Annotated in this window: 24 protein-coding genes; 1 reads left to right on the forward strand and 23 read right to left on the reverse strand. The window is 39.3% G+C overall.

Features of this window, described 5'->3' with window-relative positions:
• Positions 1-296: 296 nt before the first annotated feature.
• The 10 genes from panD to MLE14_RS02980 all read right to left on the reverse strand — a co-directional run bounded on the left by panD (position 297) and on the right by MLE14_RS02980 (position 8,218).
• Complete coding sequence (gene panD, locus MLE14_RS02935; protein ID WP_243296792.1) at positions 297-680, reverse strand: aspartate 1-decarboxylase; 384 nt, start codon at positions 678-680, stop codon at positions 297-299.
• A gap of 15 nt (positions 681-695) precedes the next feature.
• Positions 696-1,550: a pantoate--beta-alanine ligase gene (gene panC / locus MLE14_RS02940; protein ID WP_243296795.1), complete on the reverse strand. Its 855-nt coding sequence runs from the start codon at positions 1,548-1,550 to the stop codon at positions 696-698.
• Positions 1,547-2,383 (reverse strand): 3-methyl-2-oxobutanoate hydroxymethyltransferase, encoded by an 837-nt coding sequence (gene panB, locus MLE14_RS02945; RefSeq protein ID WP_243296797.1) that lies wholly within the window; start codon positions 2,381-2,383, stop codon positions 1,547-1,549. The genes panC and panB overlap by 4 nt, the downstream gene beginning before the upstream one ends.
• A gap of 266 nt (positions 2,384-2,649) precedes the next feature.
• Complete coding sequence (locus tag MLE14_RS02950; RefSeq protein ID WP_243296799.1) at positions 2,650-3,621, reverse strand: biotin--[acetyl-CoA-carboxylase] ligase; 972 nt, start codon at positions 3,619-3,621, stop codon at positions 2,650-2,652.
• Positions 3,608-4,798 (reverse strand): CCA tRNA nucleotidyltransferase, encoded by a 1,191-nt coding sequence (locus MLE14_RS02955; RefSeq protein ID WP_243296800.1) that lies wholly within the window; start codon positions 4,796-4,798, stop codon positions 3,608-3,610. The genes MLE14_RS02950 and MLE14_RS02955 overlap by 14 nt, the downstream gene beginning before the upstream one ends.
• 14 nt (positions 4,799-4,812) lie before the next feature.
• Positions 4,813-5,937, reverse strand: a complete 1,125-nt coding sequence (bshA, locus tag MLE14_RS02960) for an N-acetyl-alpha-D-glucosaminyl L-malate synthase BshA (RefSeq protein ID WP_243296802.1) — start codon at positions 5,935-5,937, stop codon at positions 4,813-4,815.
• Positions 5,934-6,653, reverse strand: coding sequence for a bacillithiol biosynthesis deacetylase BshB1 (gene bshB1 / locus MLE14_RS02965; protein ID WP_313897726.1), 720 nt, complete (start codon positions 6,651-6,653; stop codon positions 5,934-5,936). Before bshB1 ends, bshA begins: the two co-directional genes overlap by 4 nt.
• A 4-nt stretch (positions 6,654-6,657) precedes the next feature.
• Positions 6,658-7,068 carry a methylglyoxal synthase gene (mgsA, locus tag MLE14_RS02970; RefSeq protein ID WP_243296808.1) on the reverse strand — a complete coding sequence of 137 codons (411 nt, stop codon included), beginning with the start codon at positions 7,066-7,068 and terminating at the stop codon, positions 6,658-6,660.
• A gap of 12 nt (positions 7,069-7,080) precedes the next feature.
• Positions 7,081-7,881, reverse strand: a complete 801-nt coding sequence (gene dapB / locus MLE14_RS02975) for a 4-hydroxy-tetrahydrodipicolinate reductase (RefSeq protein ID WP_243296810.1) — start codon at positions 7,879-7,881, stop codon at positions 7,081-7,083.
• 1 nt (position 7,882) lies between these two features.
• Positions 7,883-8,218 carry a nucleotide pyrophosphohydrolase gene (locus tag MLE14_RS02980; protein ID WP_243296812.1) on the reverse strand — a complete coding sequence of 112 codons (336 nt, stop codon included), beginning with the start codon at positions 8,216-8,218 and terminating at the stop codon, positions 7,883-7,885.
• Between the two features lie 218 nt (positions 8,219-8,436).
• Here MLE14_RS02980 and MLE14_RS02985 point away from each other — a divergent pair, with 218 nt between their 5' ends.
• Positions 8,437-9,309, forward strand: a complete 873-nt coding sequence (locus MLE14_RS02985; protein WP_243296814.1) for a YitT family protein — start codon at positions 8,437-8,439, stop codon at positions 9,307-9,309.
• Between the two features lie 100 nt (positions 9,310-9,409).
• Here the strand turns inward: MLE14_RS02985 and MLE14_RS02990 are convergent, their stop codons facing one another.
• The 13 genes from MLE14_RS02990 to hisC all read right to left on the reverse strand — a co-directional run bounded on the left by MLE14_RS02990 (position 9,410) and on the right by hisC (position 21,617).
• Positions 9,410-10,090 (reverse strand): zinc metallopeptidase, encoded by a 681-nt coding sequence (locus tag MLE14_RS02990; protein WP_243296817.1) that lies wholly within the window; start codon positions 10,088-10,090, stop codon positions 9,410-9,412.
• A gap of 65 nt (positions 10,091-10,155) precedes the next feature.
• Positions 10,156-10,947 (reverse strand): sporulation protein YpjB, encoded by a 792-nt coding sequence (gene ypjB / locus MLE14_RS02995; RefSeq protein WP_243296819.1) that lies wholly within the window; start codon positions 10,945-10,947, stop codon positions 10,156-10,158.
• Between the two features lie 67 nt (positions 10,948-11,014).
• Positions 11,015-11,614, reverse strand: a complete 600-nt coding sequence (locus MLE14_RS03000; protein WP_243296821.1) for a DUF1405 domain-containing protein — start codon at positions 11,612-11,614, stop codon at positions 11,015-11,017.
• 58 nt (positions 11,615-11,672) lie between these two features.
• Positions 11,673-12,443 carry a menaquinol-cytochrome c reductase cytochrome b/c subunit gene (locus tag MLE14_RS03005; protein WP_243296823.1) on the reverse strand — a complete coding sequence of 257 codons (771 nt, stop codon included), beginning with the start codon at positions 12,441-12,443 and terminating at the stop codon, positions 11,673-11,675.
• A gap of 52 nt (positions 12,444-12,495) precedes the next feature.
• The gene (qcrB, locus tag MLE14_RS03010) at positions 12,496-13,170 is read right to left on the reverse strand and encodes a menaquinol-cytochrome c reductase cytochrome b subunit (protein ID WP_243296824.1); all 675 of its coding nucleotides are present in this window, start codon (positions 13,168-13,170) and stop codon (positions 12,496-12,498) included.
• Positions 13,171-13,175: 5 nt separating this feature from the next.
• Complete coding sequence (locus tag MLE14_RS03015; RefSeq protein WP_243296825.1) at positions 13,176-13,691, reverse strand: QcrA and Rieske domain-containing protein; 516 nt, start codon at positions 13,689-13,691, stop codon at positions 13,176-13,178.
• Between the two features lie 128 nt (positions 13,692-13,819).
• Positions 13,820-14,281, reverse strand: a complete 462-nt coding sequence (locus MLE14_RS03020; RefSeq protein ID WP_243296826.1) for a DUF2487 family protein — start codon at positions 14,279-14,281, stop codon at positions 13,820-13,822.
• Positions 14,282-15,218: 937 nt separating this feature from the next.
• On the reverse strand, positions 15,219-15,764 hold the full coding sequence (locus MLE14_RS03025) for a ReoY family proteolytic degradation factor (RefSeq protein ID WP_243296827.1): 546 nt from the start codon (positions 15,762-15,764) through the stop codon (positions 15,219-15,221).
• A 31-nt stretch (positions 15,765-15,795) separates the two neighbouring features.
• Positions 15,796-17,052: a tetratricopeptide repeat protein gene (locus tag MLE14_RS03030; protein ID WP_243296828.1), complete on the reverse strand. Its 1,257-nt coding sequence runs from the start codon at positions 17,050-17,052 to the stop codon at positions 15,796-15,798.
• Between the two features lie 16 nt (positions 17,053-17,068).
• The gene (locus MLE14_RS03035) at positions 17,069-17,959 is read right to left on the reverse strand and encodes a hypothetical protein (RefSeq protein WP_243296829.1); all 891 of its coding nucleotides are present in this window, start codon (positions 17,957-17,959) and stop codon (positions 17,069-17,071) included.
• A 114-nt stretch (positions 17,960-18,073) separates the two neighbouring features.
• On the reverse strand, positions 18,074-19,363 hold the full coding sequence (gene aroA, locus MLE14_RS03040; protein WP_243296830.1) for a 3-phosphoshikimate 1-carboxyvinyltransferase: 1,290 nt from the start codon (positions 19,361-19,363) through the stop codon (positions 18,074-18,076).
• 29 nt (positions 19,364-19,392) lie between these two features.
• Complete coding sequence (locus MLE14_RS03045; RefSeq protein WP_243296831.1) at positions 19,393-20,508, reverse strand: prephenate dehydrogenase; 1,116 nt, start codon at positions 20,506-20,508, stop codon at positions 19,393-19,395.
• A gap of 23 nt (positions 20,509-20,531) precedes the next feature.
• The gene (gene hisC, locus MLE14_RS03050; RefSeq protein WP_243296832.1) at positions 20,532-21,617 is read right to left on the reverse strand and encodes a histidinol-phosphate transaminase; all 1,086 of its coding nucleotides are present in this window, start codon (positions 21,615-21,617) and stop codon (positions 20,532-20,534) included.
• Between the last annotated feature and the right edge of the window lie 14 nt (positions 21,618-21,631).

Here is a 21,631-nt window from a genome sequence, read left to right on the forward strand (position 1 = left end):
GGATCCACCTCCATCCTGTTATATATGTATGTATAGTATGGTTATAACAACGTTCAAGTCACGGCTAAAAGTTTATGACTATCTAAAAACCAATTTTAGATGTTATACGTATATTGTAACTATATAATCATCGAATTTAAACTTGGTTTCTGTTACAGCAACTAGTTGATAAAAACGAAGAAATAAAAAAACAGGGCTGCCCCTGCAGAAGAGCTAGCCCTCTCCATTATCTTTTTACATATAAAGTGATTGAATTATAAAAAGGCAGATATTTATCGAAAGCCCCAGTTTTTACTTTACAGAACCGTTCTGGCCGGTTCATTTTTAATGAGTTCTTTAATTTCATTTTTCTCGTTCATAATCGCAATTTTTGGAGAATGTGAATCGAGTTGTTCCCCAGGGATTAATCCGTAGCTGATAATAATCACAACATCTCCCTTTTGGACTAATCTCGCAGCTGCTCCATTTACACAAATAACCCCACTATTTCTTTCACCAGGGATAATGTAGGTTTCAAAACGGGCGCCATTATTATTATTTACGACTTGAACTTTTTCATTGGGGCGCATCCCCACTGCATCTAATATAGCTTCATCTATTGTAATGCTTCCAACGTAATTGAGATCCGCTTCAGTGACACGGGCACGATGGATTTTAGCATTCATCATTATTCTAAACATCCTATGCCGCCTCCTCTATTTTCTTGGTACATCAATAATCAGATTATCTATCAACCGTACCTTGTGATAGTATACAGCTACGGCTATCATGATTTTCCCTTCAATCTGATCAGGCTTGCGTAATTCAGGGTAAGTCAGAATTTCCAGATAGTCAATAGTACCGCTAATAGAATTCGCAAGTTTTTCTTTTAATCTTTCTTCTAATTGAAAAGTGTTTCTTTCTCCAGCACGAATTAACTCTTGCCCGTGTAAAAGTGTTTGATAAATTTGGGGTGCTTCTTCTCTTTCACTAGAACTTAAACGGACATTTCGAGAGCTTTTCGCTAAACCATCTTCCTCACGTACAGTAGGAACAGGAATGAGTTCTAGCGGAAAATGATAATCAGAAATTAATCCATCTACTACTGCAACCTGTTGAGCATCCTTTAAACCAAAGTAAGCACGGTCTGGCTGTATAATATGAAATAGCTTCGTTAGCACGGTGACCACCCCATCAAAATGGCCGGGTCTCGATTTTCCGCATAGTACATCAGTCCGATCTTTCACAGATAAAGAAACGGAAAGCTCGTGTGGGTACATTTCATCTACTGAGGGATAAAAAATAAAATCAACTCCATGCTCTTTGGCAATCCGTTCATCTCTTTCAATATCGCGAGGATATGCATCAAAATCTTCATTCGGTCCGAACTGCAGAGGATTCACAAAAATGCTAATGATTACTTTATCATTATGTCTCCTTGCTTCATCGATAAGAGCCGAATGTCCTTCATGCAAATATCCCATCGTTGGTACATATCCAATTGACAACTGCTGCACTTTTAACTGTCTGACTTCCTGCTGCATCTCTTTAATGGTTGTAATAATTTTCATTTAGTTCCTCCGTAAAGAGCTGTCAATTCTTCCTCTTTCATCGTATATGAATGTTTTAATTCTGGAAAACTTCCCGATTTTACGTCATGAATATAAGCTTCAATATTGTCCTTAATAGATTGGTTTAGATTGTTATAGGTTTTAACAAATTTAGCTGTCCGATCAATGCCAAATTGGATTAAATCATGAAATACCAGGACTTGTCCATCTGTATGAGGGCCAGCACCAATTCCAATTGTAGGAATGGTTAATTGCTTTGAGATCGTTTCTGCTAATTGGTATGGAATACATTCAAGAACTACGGCAAAGGCACCCGCTGCCTCACATAATCTTGCATCTTCTATTAGTTTTTCAGCAGCTTCCTTTGTCTTCCCTTGTACTTTATAACCGCCTAATACCCCTGCTGATTGCGGGGTAAGTCCTAGATGGGCTACTACCGGTATTCCTGCCTCTGTCATAGCCTTTATTTTCGGAATCACATCTCCTCCGCCCTCAAGCTTTAAAGCGTGACAGCCTGTTTCCTGAAATAGTTTGCCAGCATTAGAAAGCGTCTGATCCATCGATTGATGATAGGTCATAAAAGGCATATCAGCAACTATAAATGTATCAGGTGCCCCCCGTTTTACGGCTTTTGTATGATGTATCATATCTGCGAGAGTCACCGGAACAGTAGACTCATACCCCAAAACGACCATCCCCAAGGAGTCGCCCACCAAAATAATGTCGAGTCCTGCTGCTTCAGATAATTTGGCAGAAGGATAGTCGTAAGCGGTCATCATCACTATTTTTTCGCCATTCTTTTTCATCTTCAAAAAATCTGTTGTAGATTTCATAAAAATGTCCCCTTTCTTTTAAAAGGAAAAAGGGAAATCCTCTCTTTTGAAAGCAAAAAAAGCATCACTGCTCATCAAGAGAGAAGGATGCTTGTCAGCTTTGAAAATATCTAGGCTCTTCCCTCTGTCCTTGTCCTTTTTGGATCTAGGCAGAATTTAGTAAAGTGTGTTTGTAAGGATTATACATACAAGGTGCAGTTCCTATAGATACCGCCCGCTCCTATTATACCAAATTGCGTCTTAAATGGAACTCTGGATGTAATAGCTTATGAAATATCAGCAGAATATATTTTGTGCTGAGTTCCATTTATTTCCTCTACCATTAATACTCCTTCATCCGATAATCCAATCGCCTTTCCCTGAATCGTTCCATGCATGGTCTTAGCTTTAATTATTTTCCCAAGCGTGTCGGCATAGCTCTCCCATAACAATTTGATTGGCTTAAAACCTTGCATTAAATATATATCATACAGTCTCTCTAATCTTTTTAATATCTCCTGAACTAATTTTGCCCGAGAAATTTCCTGACCTTTTATCATTTTTAATGAGGTTGCAAGTGTTCGCAGTTCCTCAGGGAAGTCTTCTTTTACCTGATTGACATTAATCCCGATCCCGATAATCAAATATCGTACTTGATCTGATTCAGCCTGAAGCTCAGTTAAGATCCCTGTACATTTTTTACCATCAATCAGCAAATCATTGGGCCATTTAATCGAAGGGGTAATACCTGTTACTTCTTCAATTGCTTGTGCAACAGCAACAGCCGTAAGCAAGGTTAATTGTGGTGTTTGAGCAGGGAGTAATCTTGGCCTTAATATAAGACTCATCCAAATCCCTGTACCCTTCGGAGAAAACCATGGCCGATCCATGCGTCCTCGCCCAGATTGCTGCTGATCAGCTAAAACCAGCGTTCCTTCAGGTTCCCCTTTTTGCGCTAGTTCATGAGCGATTTTTTGCGTCGAAGCTACAGTATCATAATAAAAGTAGTTTTGTCCCAGTTTAGTTGTGTCTAACCCAGTCGTAATATCATATTCCTTGACACCATTGGGACGCTCAACAATTCGATATCCTTTATTGCGGATTGCTTCAATTTCATATCCGTCTTCTCGCAGGCTTTCAATATGTTTCCAAACCGCTGTTCTCGAGCAGCCCAATTGATCTGCAATTTGCTGTCCGGACAAAAATCCCCCTTGTGTTTCATTAAACAATGAGAGCAGTATTTGTTTATTTGAATTCATTTAAAAACCACTCCCTTATCTCCTCTTTATCATTACCTATTCTGCCTTCAACGACTGCTTTTTCTATGTATCCCATCCACTCTTTTAACCATGGGCCAGGTGTATGGTTTGTCCATTTTAATAAATCATTCCCATCGATGAAAAGGTCTTCTCTGTTTTGTATCGGCAGCTGATCATAAAGAGTCTTCAATGTATAAGAAGAAACAGAAAGTTCCCGGCCAGCTATACAATTAAAAACACGTTCCACTAATAAAGCGTTCTCGATACCAGCTCGATACAGAGCAAATGGGGTCCATTCATGTTTGAGCCGAAATTGCAGCCACATAAGCAGGCTATCCAGCTTTTTTTGCAACGCTTTAGGAGTCTTCCATTTTTTTAAAACAGTATATGGTGATTGCACATTGCTTTTATATAAAAGCAATAGCCAAGATTCTTCTGCCTCTAAGTCGTTCACCTCATAATGCAAGAAATCTTGAATCCCTGATGAAAGCTCTTCATTTGCGGGAAGTCTTTGAAACAATCCTGTATCAATTAATGACTGAAACGCACTTGATTTATATTTTCCGCCAAGCAGCTTACTCCATTCTATCAAAATTCTTTCGACAGCTATCTTTTCTAATAAATGCGCAAGCTGTACCAGACTATTAAATGTTTCCTCTTCTATTTGAAATCCAAGCTGACTCTGAAAACGAATCGCTCTCATCATGCGTAGAGCATCTTCCATAAATCGTTCGGAAGGACTCCCGACACACCGAATCATTTTGTTCACTAGATCATTTTTGCCATTGAAGGGATCATGAATGTCGCCATTCAGGTCCATTGCAAGAGCATTGATTGTAAAGTCTCTTCTTTGTAAATCTTCTTCAAGGGATGATATAAATTCTACACTTTTAGGGCGGCGGTAATCTTCGTACTCGGATTCCTTTCGAAAAGTAGTGACTTCATACCCCTCACCATTGTATATCACAAGGACTGTCCCATGTTCAATCCCGACATCTACAGTTTTGGGAAAAATCGATTTGACCTCTTCTGGCTTTGCAGAAGTAGCAATGTCTATATCGCCAATCTTTCTGCCAAGCAGAAAGTCTCGGACTGCTCCGCCTACAAAATAGGCCTCAAAACCAGCTTCGTTCAATTTTTCAAGGATTGGTTTACCGCTCTCAAATGGAGAAGTCATCAATGTTCATCCCTTTACACCAGCAGTCTTTTATAGATTTGTTCATACTGTGATACAATTAAACTAGACTTAAAGCAGTTTTGGACTCGCTCAATGGAAGCTTGTGAAAACTTCTCATGAACAGCAGGATTACTCAAGATTGAAATAGCCTTATTCTGTACATCCTCTATATCACCTAATTCAACTAAAAATCCTGTTATTCCATCTTCAATAACCTCGGGGATTCCGCCAATTGCAGTTCCAATACATGGGACTCCACAAGCCATTGCTTCTAATGCAGCCAGACCAAAACTTTCCTTTTCAGATAAAAGTAACATTAAATCACTGATTGAATAGAGTTCCTCTAAATTTTCTTGTTTTCCCAACAATATCACTTTTGACTTAATGTCTAACTGATTTATCAAATTAAAAACGACACTCATTTCAGGTCCATCGCCAATCAGCAGTAATTTGGCTTTTATCTCTTTTTCAATTCCAGCAAATGCCTTCACTACATCTGGGACCCGCTTTACTTTTCGGAAATTAGAAACATGGATCAATATTTTTTCATCATCTTCAATCCCGAGTTCCCTCTTAAGATTCGGCATTTCTTTTTTATAATAAATACGGTCATCCACAAAATTATAAACCGGTATAATGTTTTTATTTGGGGCAATTAACTCGTGTGTTTGCTCAACTAAAGCAGCAGAAACAGCTGTTACACAGTCTGAATCTTCAATCCCGAATCTGATTGCCCCAGTCAGAGAAGAATCATAGCCTAAAACGGTAATATCAGTTCCATGCAATGTCGTTACAATTTTAACGTCCTTTTTACTCATTTGTTTTGCAAGAATCGCACAAACTGCATGCGGTATTGCGTAATGGACATGAAGAATATCTAATTCCTCTCGTTTAATGACCTCTGCCATCTTTGTAGCTAACGCAATATCGTAGGGCGGATATTGAAAAACTGGATAATGATTGACTTCAACCTGATGAAAATATATATTCGGGTACACTTTTTGCAAGCGAAAAGGGATGCTTGATGTGATAAAATGAATCTCATGTCCATTTTCAGCCAAAAGCTTTCCCAGCTCAGTCGCAATGACACCAGATCCCCCAACAGTCGGGTAACAAGTAATGCCAATTTTTAATTTCATTGGTTTACTCCTAAACCGTGTGAATCCAATAGCAACGGTCGTGCAGTTTTAAATCCTTCTGCATATATTACGCCTACTTCTTTCCCCATCATGCGCTCTCTTGCTTCAACTGTTTCAATATAACCATTTGTGAGTGGTGTTTCAACGCGGTCGCTATCTGCCTTCGAAAATTGGCTGGCATAAGCTTTCAGACTCGCTATTTTCTGCGTGATTGTCTCTGAAATATCAACACAAAAATCGGGTTTGTGAAAACCGTTGATAAAATAATAATAAACGGCATCCGCTCGATGAGAAGGAAGGTTTTCTGTATCACGGTAATTTTTTATCGCGCTCGAGAAAACAGCTTCTTCTACAAGCCTTGCACACCAGCCATGATCCGGATGGCGATCTATTTGATATGGAATAAAGATCAGCTTTGGCTTATAAGTCCGAATCACTGTAACTACTTTACTGATTTGCTCATTATCAAGCCTGATTCCCCGATCAGGAATCCCGAGATTCACACGAATGGTGGATCCAAGAATTTCGGCTGCCGCATCAGCCTCTTTTTTCCGAATATCAACCGTGCCATTTGAAGATAAATCAGCCAATGTGAGATCACATATCCCGGTCTTCAACCCTTCGTTATGTAATTTTGCTAATGTACCTGCCATTCCAATTTCAACGTCATCTGGATGTGCGCCAAACGCCAGTACATGTAAGGATGACTGATTCACTTATTTAATCTCCTTCTTTCCCTCTAACCAAATTTCTCCACTCCAAGTCCCCTTGCTCTAAAGAACGAACCAGGATTTCCGCCGTCCCCATATTCGTTGCAAGCGGAACCGCATATACATCGCACAATCGGATCAAGGCAGAGACATCCGGCTCATGCGGCTGGGCTGTCAATGGATCCCGGAAGAAGATGACCATGTCCATATTATTTTTAGCAATCATCGCGCCGATTTCCTGGTCTCCTCCAAGCGGTCCCGATTGAAACCGTGTTATCGGAAGGGAAGTAGCATCCTGTATTTTTAATCCTGTGGTTCCCGTTGCAAATAATGAGTGTTTTTCAAAAATAGATTTATAAGCAGTAACAAATTGGATTAAATCGGTCTTTTTTTTATCATGGGCAATTAGGGCAATGTTCACACGTGTTTCCCCCTACTCCAGTATATTTTCTAAACCATATACTAGGTGATCTAATTTCATAACCGTTTCAACAGACACTTTTACACCAGACATAAAAGAGGCACGATTGGTTGAGTCATGACGGATGGTAAGAATTTGTCCGCTATCTCCAAACATTACTTGCTGGTGTGCGATTAAGCCTGGCAGACGCACACTATGAATTCTCATCCCTTGTCTGTCAGCCCCTCTGGCACCTGGTATGGTTTCTTTTTCATTTGGATGCCCCTGACGTTTCTCCGTTCTTACCTGACTAATCATTTCGGCTGTTTTAACGGCGGTTCCTGAAGGTGCATCTAGCTTTTGATCATGGTGCATTTCGATGATTTCAATATCCTGAAAATACTTGGCAGCCCAAGTCGAAAATTTCATCATGAGAACTGCACCAATTGCAAAATTAGGGGCAATGATACAGCCTATTTCTTTTGCTTTTGCAAGCTGTTTTAATTCCTCAATCTGATCATTGGTAAAACCGGTTGTCCCAACTACAGGACGCACTCCAAACTCTAAAGCTGCTTTCGTATGATGAAAGCCTGCTTCGGGTGTTGTTAGATCGATTAAAACGTCAGGTGCTGTATTCTGAAAAGCATCTTTTGCATTTGCGTATATAGGGATATCTGTATGTACAAATGGTAATATTGCAGCTAATGATTTTCCCTCATGCTTATAATCAATTACTGATACTAGTTCAAATTGAACTGTGTCTCCAACCATTTTTACTGCCTCTTGTCCCATTTTCCCGCGTGGACCTGCTATGGTAATCTTAATTTTCTCCATTCTATTTTTCGCCGTCCTTTCTTGTCCAACGATCTTTATCTCGAATCCTAAACTTATTCATCACTCTCTCATGTGCCGATTGTAAATCTATATGTAAAGAATTAGCGAGGCAAATTGTGACAAACAAAACATCACCAAGTTCCTCTTCCACTGTCTTTTCTGCCTCTGTATGTTTCTTAGGCTTTTCGCCATAATAATGATTAATTTCTCTTGCCAGCTCTCCCATTTCTTCCGTTAGACGAGCCATCATGGCAAGAGGACTAAAATACCCTTCTTTAAATTGACCGATATATTCGTCAACTTCTTTTTGCATCTCTTGCATAGTTTTCTGGTTCATATCGATGATTCTCCTTTATTCGGCTGTTCATGTTCATGTTACCCGAAACAGGCAGATAAAGACAAATCTTTTTTCTTAGTCTATTGCCTTCACTATTTTTATTTATATATAATGAAGGCGCAAATCAAAATCATTGCTATAGATAGATTCTGATCGCAAACTGTTCATCCTGACTGCATATTCATACTTTATCATTGTAAGGAGGCTTTACGTAAACAATGCCATTTGGCTTAAAACTGAAAAATATTATATTCATATTAATAGGCTCTGCGGTTTTTTCATTTGGAATCGTTCATTTTAATATTCAAAACAATTTAGCAGAAGGCGGTTTTACCGGTATTACGCTTCTTCTATACGCTGTGTTCCGATGGGATCCTTCCTATACCAATTTGATCTTAAATGTCCCGCTTTTTTTCATCGGATGGAAACTTTTAGGACGGACCGTCTTGATTTATACGATATTGGGAACAATAGGAGTCTCCTTTTTTCTGTGGATCTTCCAAAGATACCACTACAGCATTCCATTGCAGGATGATCTGGCATTAGCTGCTCTATTTGCGGGGGTTTTTATCGGGGTTGGACTTGGGATTACCTTTAGATATGGAGGCACCACCGGTGGAGTTGATCTTATCGCGAGGCTCTTCCATAAATATATGGGCTGGAGTATGGGAAGGACGATGTTTATCTTTGATGCATGTGTCATTACTCTTTCCCTTTTTACATATTTAAATTATCGAGAAGCAATGTATACATTAGTTGCGGTCTTTGTCGGAGCACGCGTCATTGATTTTATTCAGGAAGGTGCTTATTCTGCAAGAGGCGCCATGATTATTTCTGATAAAAACGAAGAAATTGCAAATAAAATTTTGCAAGAAATGGATCGGGGAGTAACCGTATTAAATGGGTATGGGTCCTTTACCAAACAAAAACGGGAAGTCTTATACTGTGTAGTTGCCAGAAATGAGATTACCCGATTAAAAGGAATTATACAATCCGTTGATCCGCATGCGTTCGTATCGGTTACCTTTGTGCATGATGTATTAGGTGAAGGCTTTACATTAGATGAAAATAAATTACCGATTGAGAGGTAATTAAATTTATGGATGTTTTTCGCAAAGTTAGTTGCTACAAGCACCGCAGTATAAAAAAAGGTCATATAGGTTTTTTCCCTATATGACCTTTTTTTATATCTTAATCATCACTATTATTCATCCCTACATACATAAGAACGAATCTTAGTAATTCAAGTACAGCCACTGCAGCTGCGGCAACATACGTAAGCGCTGCTGCGTTTAATACCTTTCTCGTTGCTCTTTCTTCATTATTGCGAATCATACCTAACTGAACCACTTGGTCCATGGCCCGGTTTGATGCATTAAATTCAACAGGGAGTGTTATAACCTGAAACACTACTGCTGCAGCCATGAAAATGATTCCAAGCAATAGCAAATCAGCCATGCCCATTAGCATACCTGCTAAAATTAAAATCCATGAAAAGTTAGAACCGATGCTCGCAACTGGAACTAGAGCATGACGGAAACGGAGAAATGCATATCCCTCTTGATCCTGAATCGCATGACCGCATTCATGCGCAGCAATTGCAGCTGCGGCAACAGAGTGGCCATGATAGTTTTTAGAAGAAAGGCGGACTGTTTTAGACCTTGGATCATAGTGATCGCTTAAAAATCCTCTCGTTTCTTGAACATCTACATGATACAATCCATTATCATCAAGGATTCGCCGTGCTACTTCACTTCCAGTGAGATAAGAAGATGAGGCTACCTTTGAATACTTTTTATAAGCAGATTGGACACGGAGCTGAGCCCATATTGGAACAATAATCAGGATTGCAAAATAAAGTAAATATCCCATAGGAACCTCCTTAAAAATATAAACGAATGCTTCTATCTAAATAGTATGGATTGCAGACATGAAAGTCAATCATTTTGCTTTTTTGAATATCTCCTTTGCTTCTCCTGGCCCCCTTTATATTTCCTAAAACCAACATAGGACAAGGTTAGAATAATAATACTCCCCGTGGTTGTAATCACCCACCAAAGTGAAGGATCAGCCTCGTCCTCTTCGCTTTGTTCAAAAAGCTGTTGTAAATCTTGAGCTAATGCCTCCAATTCTTTTATTCCATTCGGATCATTAACTAATTCTGGACGGTATTCATCTATATATTGGATACGTGCATCAACCTTAAGCACAGCTTCTGCGGGTACATCCAATTTAAGGCTAGGATAGATTAAGTTATATTGAGATAAAAAGGAGTTGTACAGCATATGAAACTTATCAATATCTTTTGCATGAGCTGCCCCCACTGCCTCATTATAGATTCCTAAAATGGAATCTTCCATTTGTGTCCATAAAGGCTGATGGTTGGAAACAAGCGCATCTAGCACTAATCTGAATTTAACCATGCTTGATACTTTATCATCTTTACTTAATTCAGAGTTAGCAAGTGCATTCCTTGCCTCTTGCTCTGCTATTGTAATCACTTGGACTTGATCCATTGTAAAAACCATTTGGCTTGATACTTGCTGAAATTGTTCTGAAAACTGTTCCATGATTGATTCTGCCCGATTATAGTGGCCTGCTTTCGTGAGCTGAAGTGCTTTTTCAGAAAGGTTACTTAAGCTTTCCAATGGGGTTAGATTGGCTGCTTGTCCAACAAATGTCCAACAAAATAATAAAGATATTACCACTCCAATAATTCGAATCCTCATTCTTGTCCCCCCCATAATTCCTATTTTTATATCTATGAAGGGATGGACAAGAGTAGACCCTAAAACCCTAATATTTTTTTAGTGACCATTGAACTCTATTTTTTGAAAAACAAAGAAAGTAGGTTAAAAACAGAGCTGTAATGGAGAGCCAGAAAGTAAAATATCCGATTTCCTTCACATACATCGAGATCGAATGGTATACGGGGTACATCATAAAGACGTAATCAATCACATCATTATGTAATGTCCAAATCCCTGCCACGACAAAATGCCACCATTTGATTCGATAAAAAGGAGCGTAAAGAACCCCTTCAATTGCCATCGCCAAATGCGAAGCCATCAGCATATAGCCAGTCCAATGAAGGTCTCCGCTTACAATGAGTGTGAGGATATTCATTACAACGGCCCAAATTCCATATTTATAAAGGGTAATGAGGGCAAGAGCCTCAAATAACCCCCAATTCTTCCCAAAAATAAACGCTGCTAGGACAAAACAAAAAAAGAGACTTGCCGTCGGACTGTCTGGGACAAAAATTAGAAAATGATCAGGAGTAACAGCTAATTGACTTTGATACCATATGTATCCGTATATCGTTCCGCATGCATTGATTATAAGCAATATCCATAGAAACCATTTCTCTCTTAAAATCAGTGGTAATGGAAACATACTAATCCTCCATTTTGAAAAAAAGCTGGCGAAAAACCGCCAGCTTCTTATAAAATACCTATTCAGCTACTAGACTTTCGATAAACTCCGCAAGCTTCTGCTTATCTTCTTCTGAACCCTGGAATTGTCCAGCAGGCATAGCCCCTTTACCATTATTAATAATCTCAATAACTTCTTCTGCAGTTAGTCCTGTATCAACAATGGCTGGAGCACCGGGTCCGCCTTGCAAGTCAGTACCATGACAATTGATACAAGCCTGACCGGAGTATATTTGATATCCTTCAGATTCTGTATCAACTTCAACTTCTGCTACAATTTCACCTTGTTTGGCAGCAGCTTCCCAGTCATGTGTTACGACTGACTCCCAAGTTAAATAAATGACAGACGCTACGGCTAAAAGCATAAAACCTGTTGCTAATGGACGCTTGCCTGGTCTTCTTTCAGGGCCTCTGTCAATAAATGGCGCCAGTAACAATGCACCAAATGCCAATCCAGGGATAACCATAGCACCAATTATATTATAAGGACCAGATGCATAAGTATACTTTAGTAATTGGTATAAGAAAAGAAAATACCAGTCAGGCAACGGAATATAAGATGTATCTGTAGGATCCGCTATCTTTTCTAAAGGAGACGGGTGTGCCGCTGTTAAAATTAAAAATCCTACCAGGAAAACAGCTCCTACCATCCATTCTCTTAAAAGGAAGTTAGGATAAAAGGCTTCCGTCTTACCAGGATACTCGGAATAATCTTTTGGTATGTTTGGCTTCCTGTCACTTGCTTTTACACGTGAATCGCCAACAAATTTCATCCCTTTTCCGCGATGCATCGAGCAATTCCCCTCCTTCTGCTAGCTAACGTTATAATTACTTGCCTTATGATTATAGTGGACCTGAAATACCTTGTTTCCGGATCATTAGGAAGTGGGCACCCACTAATCCAAGCAACGCAGCCGGTAAGAAGAAGACATGGATCGCAAAGAAACGAGTTAACGTTTGAGCTCCAAGAATTTGGGAGTCACCTGCGAGTAAAATCTTAATTTGTTCACCGATCAGCGGTACCGATTCTGCTATTTGAAGACCAACTTTCGTTGCAAATAAAGCCTTCATATCCCATGGTAATAAGTACCCTGTAAATCCAAGTCCAAGCATTACAAAGAATATTAAAACTCCAACAATCCAGTTTAATTCACGCGGTTTTTTATAAGCACCTTGGAAGAAAACACGTAAAGTATGTAAGAACATCATAACAATAACAAGGCTGGCTCCCCAATGGTGCATACCGCGTACAATTTGTCCGAACGCTACTTCATATTGCAGATAGTATACCGATTCCCAAGCATTGATAACATCTGGAACGTAATACATCGTTAAAAACATTCCAGATAAAATTTGAATAACTACAATGAAAAAGGTAAGTCCGCCAAAGCAATATACAAATGCTGAAAAATGGTGAGCCGGATTTACATGCTCTGGTACTTCGTGATCTGCAATGTCGCGCCAAAGAGGCGTAATATCTAAGCGCTCGTCAACCCAATCATAAATCTTATTCAGCATTCAAATTACGCCCCCTGTCCAATTGGATTAGGCTTTGTTGCGCCTAAATAAAGATATCCATCTTTTTCCTGAACTTCGTAAACATCTAAAGGTCCAAGCGGTGGTGTTCCTGGAACATTTTTTCCGTCTTTTGTATACCGCCCATAGTGGCATGCACAGAAGAACTGGTTTGGATTCGATTTATCCGTATTCCAGTCGACCGTACACCCGAGATGCTTACAAATTGGAGAAAGTGCTACGATTTCTCCATTATCATTTTTATACACCCAGGCTGTACTGGTTACAGTTGATGTATACCATGCATCTTGCTGCTCGTAGGAAAAATCCACACGAGTCGGTTCAGTTGTCAAGTCAGCAACCTTCACGTCGGTTGCAATAAAATCGCTCGCGCCTGCTGCTTTAAGAACAGGATCCACTGCAAAGCGAACCATTGGCATGATCATGGCAGCACCCATGAAACCGCCTACACCAGTGAGTGTATAACTGAGGAACTGACGTCTTGAAACACGATGCTTGCTCATGTCTTTCCCCCCTCTTGTTCTAAGGTAAGTCCGATGGGACAATATATTTGCACTTATAAAACTAGGACATAACAATGATATATCAATCTTATATGAAGGTCAATATAATATCGCAATTGTCTAAATCGTTATTGTTCCTGCCATTTTTTAACAATCAAAGGGATAAATTGCTTGACCTGATCATCCACCATGGACCGTTTAAATTGTTCTTCCATCGATTCAAACGGAACCATCGGCAGAATGAAACATTCATTGTATTGCCCTGTTTCATATTGCCGCCATTCTAAATCAGAGGTGAAATAAAAAATATGTCTAAATCCCTCTTTTTCAATAGTTTGCTCCCATTCCTTCAAACGTATGCTTTTTTTAGCAAAATCTTCATGACGAAAATATGTATAAGGCGGAAAGAGAAGTGTTCTTCCGGTAAATTGAGTTTGAATTGACCGGGTAACATGAATGGTAAACTCAACCATTGATCCAGATTGAACTAAATCTTCTTTTAAGGAAATGGGCAAAAGCGGGATAATAGCTGTATCTATGTATTCTCTCACTTCTTTAAAAGAGGAAAGATCCTTCGCATTCCATTGCAATGCTCTCACCTCCTGATCCTTCTACAGAATATCTTATCATGAATCCCAAAATAAATTATGAACGTTTTCTGAACTTTTTCTTCATGGCTTTATTTAAGCATTATTCGATAATTCATTAGATCGTAGTTAGGCATTTTGTTGGTTTTAAGAGGATAGAATGTGTCTTTATAGCGAGTACAAAGACGTTTCTCGATATGAACAACGGATAAAATGTGCATTTGAAACAGTTCACGGACGTTTCTCGATTCATAAGGACAATGATGGACATTTCGAGTGCAAAGTGCTGCGGTTTTGTTTTTCATAAGGACGATGATGGACATTTCAAGTGCGAAGTGCTGCGGTTTTGTTTTTCATAAGGACGATGACGGACATTTCGAGCACCAAGTGCTGCGGTTTTGTCTTTCATAAGGACGATGACGGACATTTCGAGCGCCAAGTGCTGTGGTTTTGTCTTTCATAAGGACGATGATGGACAATTTCAAGTGCGAAGTGCTGCGGTTTTGTCTTTCATAAGGACGATGACGGACATTTCGAGCGCCAAGTGCTGCAGTTTTGTCTTTCATATGAACGATGATGGACATTTCAAGTGCAAAGTGCTGTAGTTTTGTCTTTCATAAGGACGATGACGGACATTTCGAGCGCCAAGTGCTGCGGTTTTGTCTTTCATAAGGACGATGACGGATATTTAGAGCACCAGGTGCTGCGGTTTTGTCTTTCATATGAACGATGACGGACATTTCGAGCACCAAGTGCTGCGGTTTTGTCTTTCACACCAACGATGATGGACATTTCCACCAATTAGTTAAAATGGATTAAAATTCCTTTAAAAGCTGCTTCAAGGAACCAATCCGGTTACTGCACTTAATAACCAGGGCAATCCCAAAAAACGAAAAAAAAATACACCGTTATGTATAACGATGTACGTTTATTCAAGAAATTATCCGTGGATGATCCGATTTAATTCTTTTGTTAATTTTAAAAACCGCTCTTTATCCTGACTGTCAAGTGCCAGGTCTATTTCTTTTAACAGTCTCTCTTTTTGAAAACTCTTTAAACTATTTTCAAGAAGCTTCTCTGCGATGATCCGGTCTTTTTCATTTTCCTGAAGATGCTTTGGAACGTAAGGATTTTCTTCGAGTACCGCCACATACTGATAGGAATGGCGCGACTGCCTAAAATTTAATTGAATAAAGATGTCTTCATCCCGATTTAAACGGATATCATGAAATGATTTTTCTGCATCCGTTGTCATTACATTCCCTTTGTAAAACTTAAATGGTGGTTCTTCCACACAATGAGTTGACATGATCAGTCCGCGTGGACAGTATTGAGCCTGGTCAACAAAGTGTACCTTTGCCATTAGCTGATCGTGACTCATCAAATAATTAAGAATCCACACGCACTCTCTTCTTTTAAGCTGGTAATTGTTCAAAAACCATCGGATAAAATCTTTTTTTTCATGGACAGAAACAGGGGTTGACATGATTTTGTCCTCCTCTCACTATACCATTGCATTACTCTTCGCTTAATCGCTCTAGAATGTCTCTTACCTCTATATCTGTAGGGTCAATCGCTAAAGCCTCTGAGAAAATCCGAGCCGCATCATCCCTTAAACCGTATTCCATTAGGAAATCACCATAGTCTAATAGGAACTCTTTGTTATTCTTAAAGTAAGTATATGCACGCTGGTATTCAGTTAATGCATCTTCATACTGTTCAAGATGGTGAAGACAATAACCAAGGTCCCACGTTAATTCCGGATGTTCCTCATCCCCGCCCTGATAGGCTGTAATCTCGCTTGCCGCATCCTCATATCTTTCTTGATGAATAAGAAGTTTAACGTAGGTTTGCAGAGCATCCAAATAAGAAGGATCAATCGCTAATGCTTCCCTTAAATAACTCTCTGCCTCTTCTTCATTCCCAAGCTTTAAGGAGAGTTTTCCTGCGCTGAAAAATAATTCTTTATGAAACGGATCTTTTTCAATCCCTTCGTTTACAGCAAGCAAACTTTCGTTTAACATCTCTTCTTTTTCGTATACTCTTGCCAGTAATAGATGAACGGAAAAATAATCCGGATCTAATGTCTTTAGCTCTGTCCACTTTTCTATAGCTGTTTGATTGTAGCCTGCTTTTTCTGCTGCAAATCCGTAGCCAAATAAAGTATCAGAGTCTACTTTCTCGTCTAAGGCTTTTTCATAAAACTCTAGAGCTTCTTCAAACCTGCCAGCTGATGTTAAGGCTAGGGCTAGCGGTTTACTGATATCAAGATTGACGTTATTCGGATTTTTTTCAACCCTCTCATAGCATTCAATCGCCTCAAGCCACTTTCCTTCTGCTGCATAAAGTTCCCCTAATGCAAAATCGATAACCGGCTCGTCCGGTAGGATTTTTTTGGCACGTAATAGCTTTTCTTCACTAACTTCAAACAGCCCTTTGGCCTGATACAAATCCGCTTCCATCAGTAACGCTTGAGGATAAACGGGATCATTGGCTTCAATGGAGGAGGTGTATATCAAGGCTTCATCCTCACGTCCTAAATCCTGAAGAGTTTCCGCAAGAGCAAGCTTAATCTCACCCTCATCAGGAAACAGGATGTGAAGCGATTCATATAATGAGAGAGCTTCTTCTAAAAAACCTAGATGTTGAAGTCCATCCGCCAGTTCAAGTTGGTCCTCTGGCAATCCTGACTTTACTATTTGTTCGTATAGTTGATTTGCTTTATCAAAGTCCCCATTTTCATAGGCAATGAGACATTTTTCTGAGATTGACACTTATAAAACCCTTTCCTTATGAAGTGATTTGGAAAAATTGCGGGACATGTATCGGAACCTCATTCCCTGCACCAGAAAGATAAGAGACATGATCTCCGGCCCGAATAACCTTTCCTTTATCTACGGTAATACAAAGATTACGACTGTCATATAGAATGCTAGTCTTATCTTTAGCTTTTGGCAAGTAATACAGATTGTAACTTACTTCTCCACCAACCTGCAAAAATCCTTTTTGCGGATAGACTCCAAGTTTAATTAATTCTTCTTTTAAAATGGGTGTAAAGGAAGGAATCGGCTTTTCCAAATAAGGAATCCCTACATGACTTAAAATACTTGTCCAAATTTCTAATTTTTCGAGTCTTTTTTTCTTATCCTCAATTAAAACATGCGGAATTAAGGTTACCGGATATGGAAACATCGCCTCCCTCATCCATCCCCACTGGATTTTATAAAGATCTGTTTCATCGGATATTTCTACAAAAATACTGCTTATTTTCTCTCTTTTACATTTTCTTATTATGGAAGGAGTAACTAAGCGAGCAGGAATCCGAACAGAAAGTACATAATCTATCGGACTGCCTACTAATTGTTTTCTTATTTTTTGCAGCTGTTCCTTCCATTTAAATTCATATTCAACCCTAAAAGGAACTAATAAAGTTGTACAGCCTTTAAGCAAAAACTCGCTAATCATATACTGTTTAAAGTCTTTAAAGTTTAAATTAGGAAAGGACAAATCGGCAACCACATGAGACGGACCAATTAAAAATTGACTTAAATCCACATAGTAACAATTTGTGTATCGAAAGTGATGGCGAATCGATACTATTTTATTGTTTTGAATAAAAAAACTAAGCTGATTGACGTTCCCTTCTCTTTCACAATGCACACCCTTCAAAATATAAGCCATTTTTTTCACCCCATCAGTCTTCTTAAGACAAGCTATGAGGCAAAAAGTTAATATATGATTATTAACTAATGAGAAAAAGAAAAGGAAACTCATTCGAATGAGCTTCCTTTATCGTTATTTCATCGTTGATGTTAATGCTTTAAAAAAGTTCGGGAATGAAACATCAATAGCCTCGGTGCTCTGAACATGAACTGAATCCTCAGCGACTAATGAAGCAATTGCAAGCATCATTCCAATTCTATGGTCGCCGTGACTGTCAACGATTCCTCCCTTTAACCTCGAAACTCCATCAATCATTAACCCGTCAGCTGTTGGAGTTATCTGACAGCCCAGCTTATTTAATTCATTGGCTACAGTGTCAATTCGATTTGTTTCTTTGACCTTTAATTCTTCCGCATTTTTAATAACCGTTCTTCCCTCTGCTTGAGTCGCTAATAGCGCCAAAATTGGGATTTCATCTATGAGTTTAGGGATAAGGTCTCCCCCAATTTCTGTACCCTGAAGCTTCGAGCTTCTGACTAAAATATCACCGTATGGTTCAAAGCTATCAATAGAATGTGGAATAATTTCAAGATTCGCTCCCATTCTTTCCAAAACGGTAATCATTCCTGTACGCGTTTCGTTCAGTCCCACATTTTTTATTAAGAGTTCACTATTGGGCGCTAAAATTGCAGCCGCGATAAAAAAGGCAGCTGAAGATATATCTCCTGGAACAACCAAGTCTCTGCCTTCAAGCTGGGCTGAACCATCAATCCGGATTGTAAGACCATTTTTCTCCAATTTCCCGCCAAAATACTGGATCATTCTTTCTGTATGGTCGCGTGTATTTCCTTTTTCTGTTAATTCTGTTATTCCGCTCGCTTGCATCGCAGCGAATAGCAAAGCAGATTTGACCTGCGCACTGGCAACAGGAATCTGATAATCTATAGAGGATAATTCTCCGCCTCTTATACTAATTGGAGTATACTCACCGTTCATTCTGCCATCAATTTTCACTCCCATTAAGCGTAGTGGAGCGGTAACCCTAGACATTGGCCGTTTAGCAATCGATTCGTCTCCGATTAATACAGAATGAAAAGGACGTCCTGCTAAAATACCCATTAAAAGACGTGAGGTTGTTCCAGAGTTGCCGACGTCTAAAATACTGGATGGCTCTCTTAATCCTTCAAATCCTTTTCCTTCAATTAAAAGGTATTGACCTTGATCTGAAATTGGAACCCCTAATTTTTGAAAGCATTCCCACGTGCTTAAGCAGTCCTGCCCTTTTAAGAAGTTCCAGACACGGGTTTTTCCGTCGGCAATTGCTCCAAACATAATGGACCGGTGAGAGATTGATTTATCGCCAGGAACTTCGATTACACCTTTAATGGTTCGATTCTTAAAATGAAGAGTTTGAGTCGCCACACTTTTAACCCCTTTCCATTTTTGCCGGATTATGCTGGAATAAACGTTTCATAGCTTGTATTGTCGTTAATGCATGCTTTTGCCCTGAGGCGGTCTTCATAGGTCTGGAAGGATATCACAAGAACTCCAAACAGATCTTCACGAGTTTCTAGAATTTGAATATTAATAATGTTAATCGATTCTTTCGCTAAAAGCCCTGTTATTTCGGAAATCACACCCGGATAATCAGGGAGATCAACATATAAATCATAGAAGGCAGGAATGGCCCCTTTTGCCTTGGTCGGCAGATTATCACGATAATCTTTTGCAGTTTGGAAATATTGGAGAATTTCCTCTTCAGCTTCTTCTTCAATCATTTTCGTTACGAGCTCCATTTCTTCTTTCCACTGATGCAGCATGTCAAGAAGAACTTCTTTATTATGAATCAGGATATCCCGCCACATATACGGGTTACTTGAAGCAATTCTCGTAATATCTCTAAATCCGCCAGCAGCTAACCGTTGTAACAAATCCTGATTTCCTTTACTATTTAAGGCCTGACGTACAAGAGATGCCGCTACTATATGCGGAAGGTGAGAAACTACACCTGTTAATTCGTCATGTTCCTTCGCAGATAAAACGAGAAATTTGGCTCTGGTGCCCTTTAGCCAATGTTGTAGTGTTTCCACTTGTATTTCATTTTCACCCTCATAAGGTGTAAGCAAGTAAAAGGCATTTTCAAATAGAAGTGCCTTGGCCGCCTGAACACCACTCTTATGCGAACCTGCCATCGGATGTCCGCCAATAAAAGTGATATTTTGTTTCTTTAAAAGTCTCGCTTTTTCCATAATTTTTTGTTTGGTGCTGCCTACATCCGTTACAATCGCTTCGTTTTTAAGCTGCCATAAAGCGATCTTTTCAATCCATTGTTCTGATTGCTGAACGGGTGTGGCCAAAATAATCAAATCGGCATTTTTTGCAGTCCGCAGCAGATGCTGATCATCTTCGACTCCTTCATCAATCACTTGGAGCATGTGTGCAAGCTTCATCGAATCGGGATTAAGATCATATCCGCTTATTATGCACTCTGGATGTTCCTTTTTAATGGCCAATGCGACGGAACCTCCAATTAAGCCTAACCCTATGATGAGGACGTTCCCCTCCATGATCTTCCCCCCGGAACACTTTCTTATTTTTGAATTCTTTCTTTTAACAGCTGAAAGACTTTATCATTTTCTTCAGGTTTTCCAATCGTAATTCGGAGCCAGCCAGGGAATCCAAGTGCAGCCCCTGAACGAGTAATTACACCATTTTGCAAGAAATACTGGAAGGCTGTCTGACTGTCTTCACTGACATTAATTAATATAAAATTCCCTTCTGTCGGATAATAGGAAATCCCATTTTCCTCACAAAATTCGTAATATCTTTTTCTCTCTCTATCATTTTTCAACTTGCATGACTCTACAAATTCTTGGTCAGCAAGAGCGGCCTTAGCTGCTAATTGTCCAATTGCATTCACATTAAATGGCTCTCTCACAGGCTCCATTTTTGCTATGATTTCTTTGCTGGCGATGCCAAAGCCAACACGAAAACCGGCTAATCCGTAAATTTTAGAGAAAGTTCTAAGGAGCATCACATTGTCAAAAGCATTAAATATTGACAATGAATCTGGATAATCAGGAGCTGTTACATATTCATGATAAGCTTGGTCAATGACTACTAGAACATGAGACGGCACTTTTTCTAAAAATGCAAATAAATCATCTTTTGGAATATAACGGCCAGATGGATTATTCGGGTTACAAATCCAAACGATACTTGTGTTTTCGTCAATCGCATCTAACATTCCGTTTAAATCATGTTCACCATTAATAAGCGGAATCTCTCTCGACTCTCCGCCTTGTAAAAAACAATTATGTTTATATTGAGAAAAACTTGGAACAGGCATAACTGTATTGATTCCAGGTTCTATTAAAGAATTGGAGATAATTTGAATAATTTCATCGGATCCGTTTCCAAATATTAAATTAGCTGGGTCAATTCCGAAATGTTCAGCTACTGCCTGACGTAATTCGGTAGCTGCACCATCTGGATAAAACATATGCTGAAATTTAGTATTTTGAAAAAGCTCATCTACTTTTTTGGAATGTCCATATGGGTTTTCATTAGAGGCTAGTTTGATAATAGTGTCTAGCCCAAATTCCTTCTTCACTTCATCAATCGTTTTCCCGGGCTGATAGGCTTTCAATTGATCTAATTGTTTAATCCATTTCATTCTAAGTCCCTCTC

The organism is Bacillus litorisediminis (assembly GCF_022808645.1).
In the GTDB taxonomy this organism is placed as follows: Bacteria; Bacillota; Bacilli; order Bacillales; family JC228; genus Bacillus_BF; species Bacillus_BF litorisediminis.

What these genes read in the sequence shown, in the direction of transcription:
- bshA (WP_243296802.1), bottom strand. Translation starts at nt 5,937, where the DNA reads ATGAAATTAAAAATTGGCATTACTTGTTACCCGACTGTTGGGGGATCT.
- MLE14_RS02955 (WP_243296800.1), bottom strand. Translation starts at nt 4,798, where the DNA reads ATGACTTCTCCATTTGAGAGCGGTAAACCAATCCTTGAAAAATTGAAC.
- dapB (WP_243296810.1), bottom strand. Translation starts at nt 7,881, where the DNA reads ATGGAGAAAATTAAGATTACCATAGCAGGTCCACGCGGGAAAATGGGA.
- MLE14_RS03045 (WP_243296831.1), bottom strand. Translation starts at nt 20,508, where the DNA reads ATGGAGGGGAACGTCCTCATCATAGGGTTAGGCTTAATTGGAGGTTCC.
- MLE14_RS03000 (WP_243296821.1), bottom strand. Translation starts at nt 11,614, where the DNA reads ATGTTTCCATTACCACTGATTTTAAGAGAGAAATGGTTTCTATGGATA.
- hisC (WP_243296832.1), bottom strand. Translation starts at nt 21,617, where the DNA reads ATGAAATGGATTAAACAATTAGATCAATTGAAAGCCTATCAGCCCGGG.
- MLE14_RS02950 (WP_243296799.1), bottom strand. Translation starts at nt 3,621, where the DNA reads ATGAATTCAAATAAACAAATACTGCTCTCATTGTTTAATGAAACACAA.
- panC (WP_243296795.1), bottom strand. Translation starts at nt 1,550, where the DNA reads ATGAAAATTATTACAACCATTAAAGAGATGCAGCAGGAAGTCAGACAG.
- qcrB (WP_243296824.1), bottom strand. Translation starts at nt 13,170, where the DNA reads ATGCTGAATAAGATTTATGATTGGGTTGACGAGCGCTTAGATATTACG.
- MLE14_RS03025 (WP_243296827.1), bottom strand. Translation starts at nt 15,764, where the DNA reads ATGTCAACCCCTGTTTCTGTCCATGAAAAAAAAGATTTTATCCGATGG.
- MLE14_RS03005 (WP_243296823.1), bottom strand. Translation starts at nt 12,443, where the DNA reads ATGCATCGCGGAAAAGGGATGAAATTTGTTGGCGATTCACGTGTAAAA.
- MLE14_RS02980 (WP_243296812.1), bottom strand. Translation starts at nt 8,218, where the DNA reads ATGAACCAGAAAACTATGCAAGAGATGCAAAAAGAAGTTGACGAATAT.
- ypjB (WP_243296819.1), bottom strand. Translation starts at nt 10,947, where the DNA reads ATGAGGATTCGAATTATTGGAGTGGTAATATCTTTATTATTTTGTTGG.
- MLE14_RS02985 (WP_243296814.1), top strand. Translation starts at nt 8,437, where the DNA reads ATGCCATTTGGCTTAAAACTGAAAAATATTATATTCATATTAATAGGC.
- MLE14_RS03015 (WP_243296825.1), bottom strand. Translation starts at nt 13,691, where the DNA reads ATGAGCAAGCATCGTGTTTCAAGACGTCAGTTCCTCAGTTATACACTC.
- MLE14_RS03035 (WP_243296829.1), bottom strand. Translation starts at nt 17,959, where the DNA reads ATGGCTTATATTTTGAAGGGTGTGCATTGTGAAAGAGAAGGGAACGTC.
- MLE14_RS02990 (WP_243296817.1), bottom strand. Translation starts at nt 10,090, where the DNA reads ATGGGATATTTACTTTATTTTGCAATCCTGATTATTGTTCCAATATGG.
- panD (WP_243296792.1), bottom strand. Translation starts at nt 680, where the DNA reads ATGTTTAGAATAATGATGAATGCTAAAATCCATCGTGCCCGTGTCACT.
- panB (WP_243296797.1), bottom strand. Translation starts at nt 2,383, where the DNA reads ATGAAATCTACAACAGATTTTTTGAAGATGAAAAAGAATGGCGAAAAA.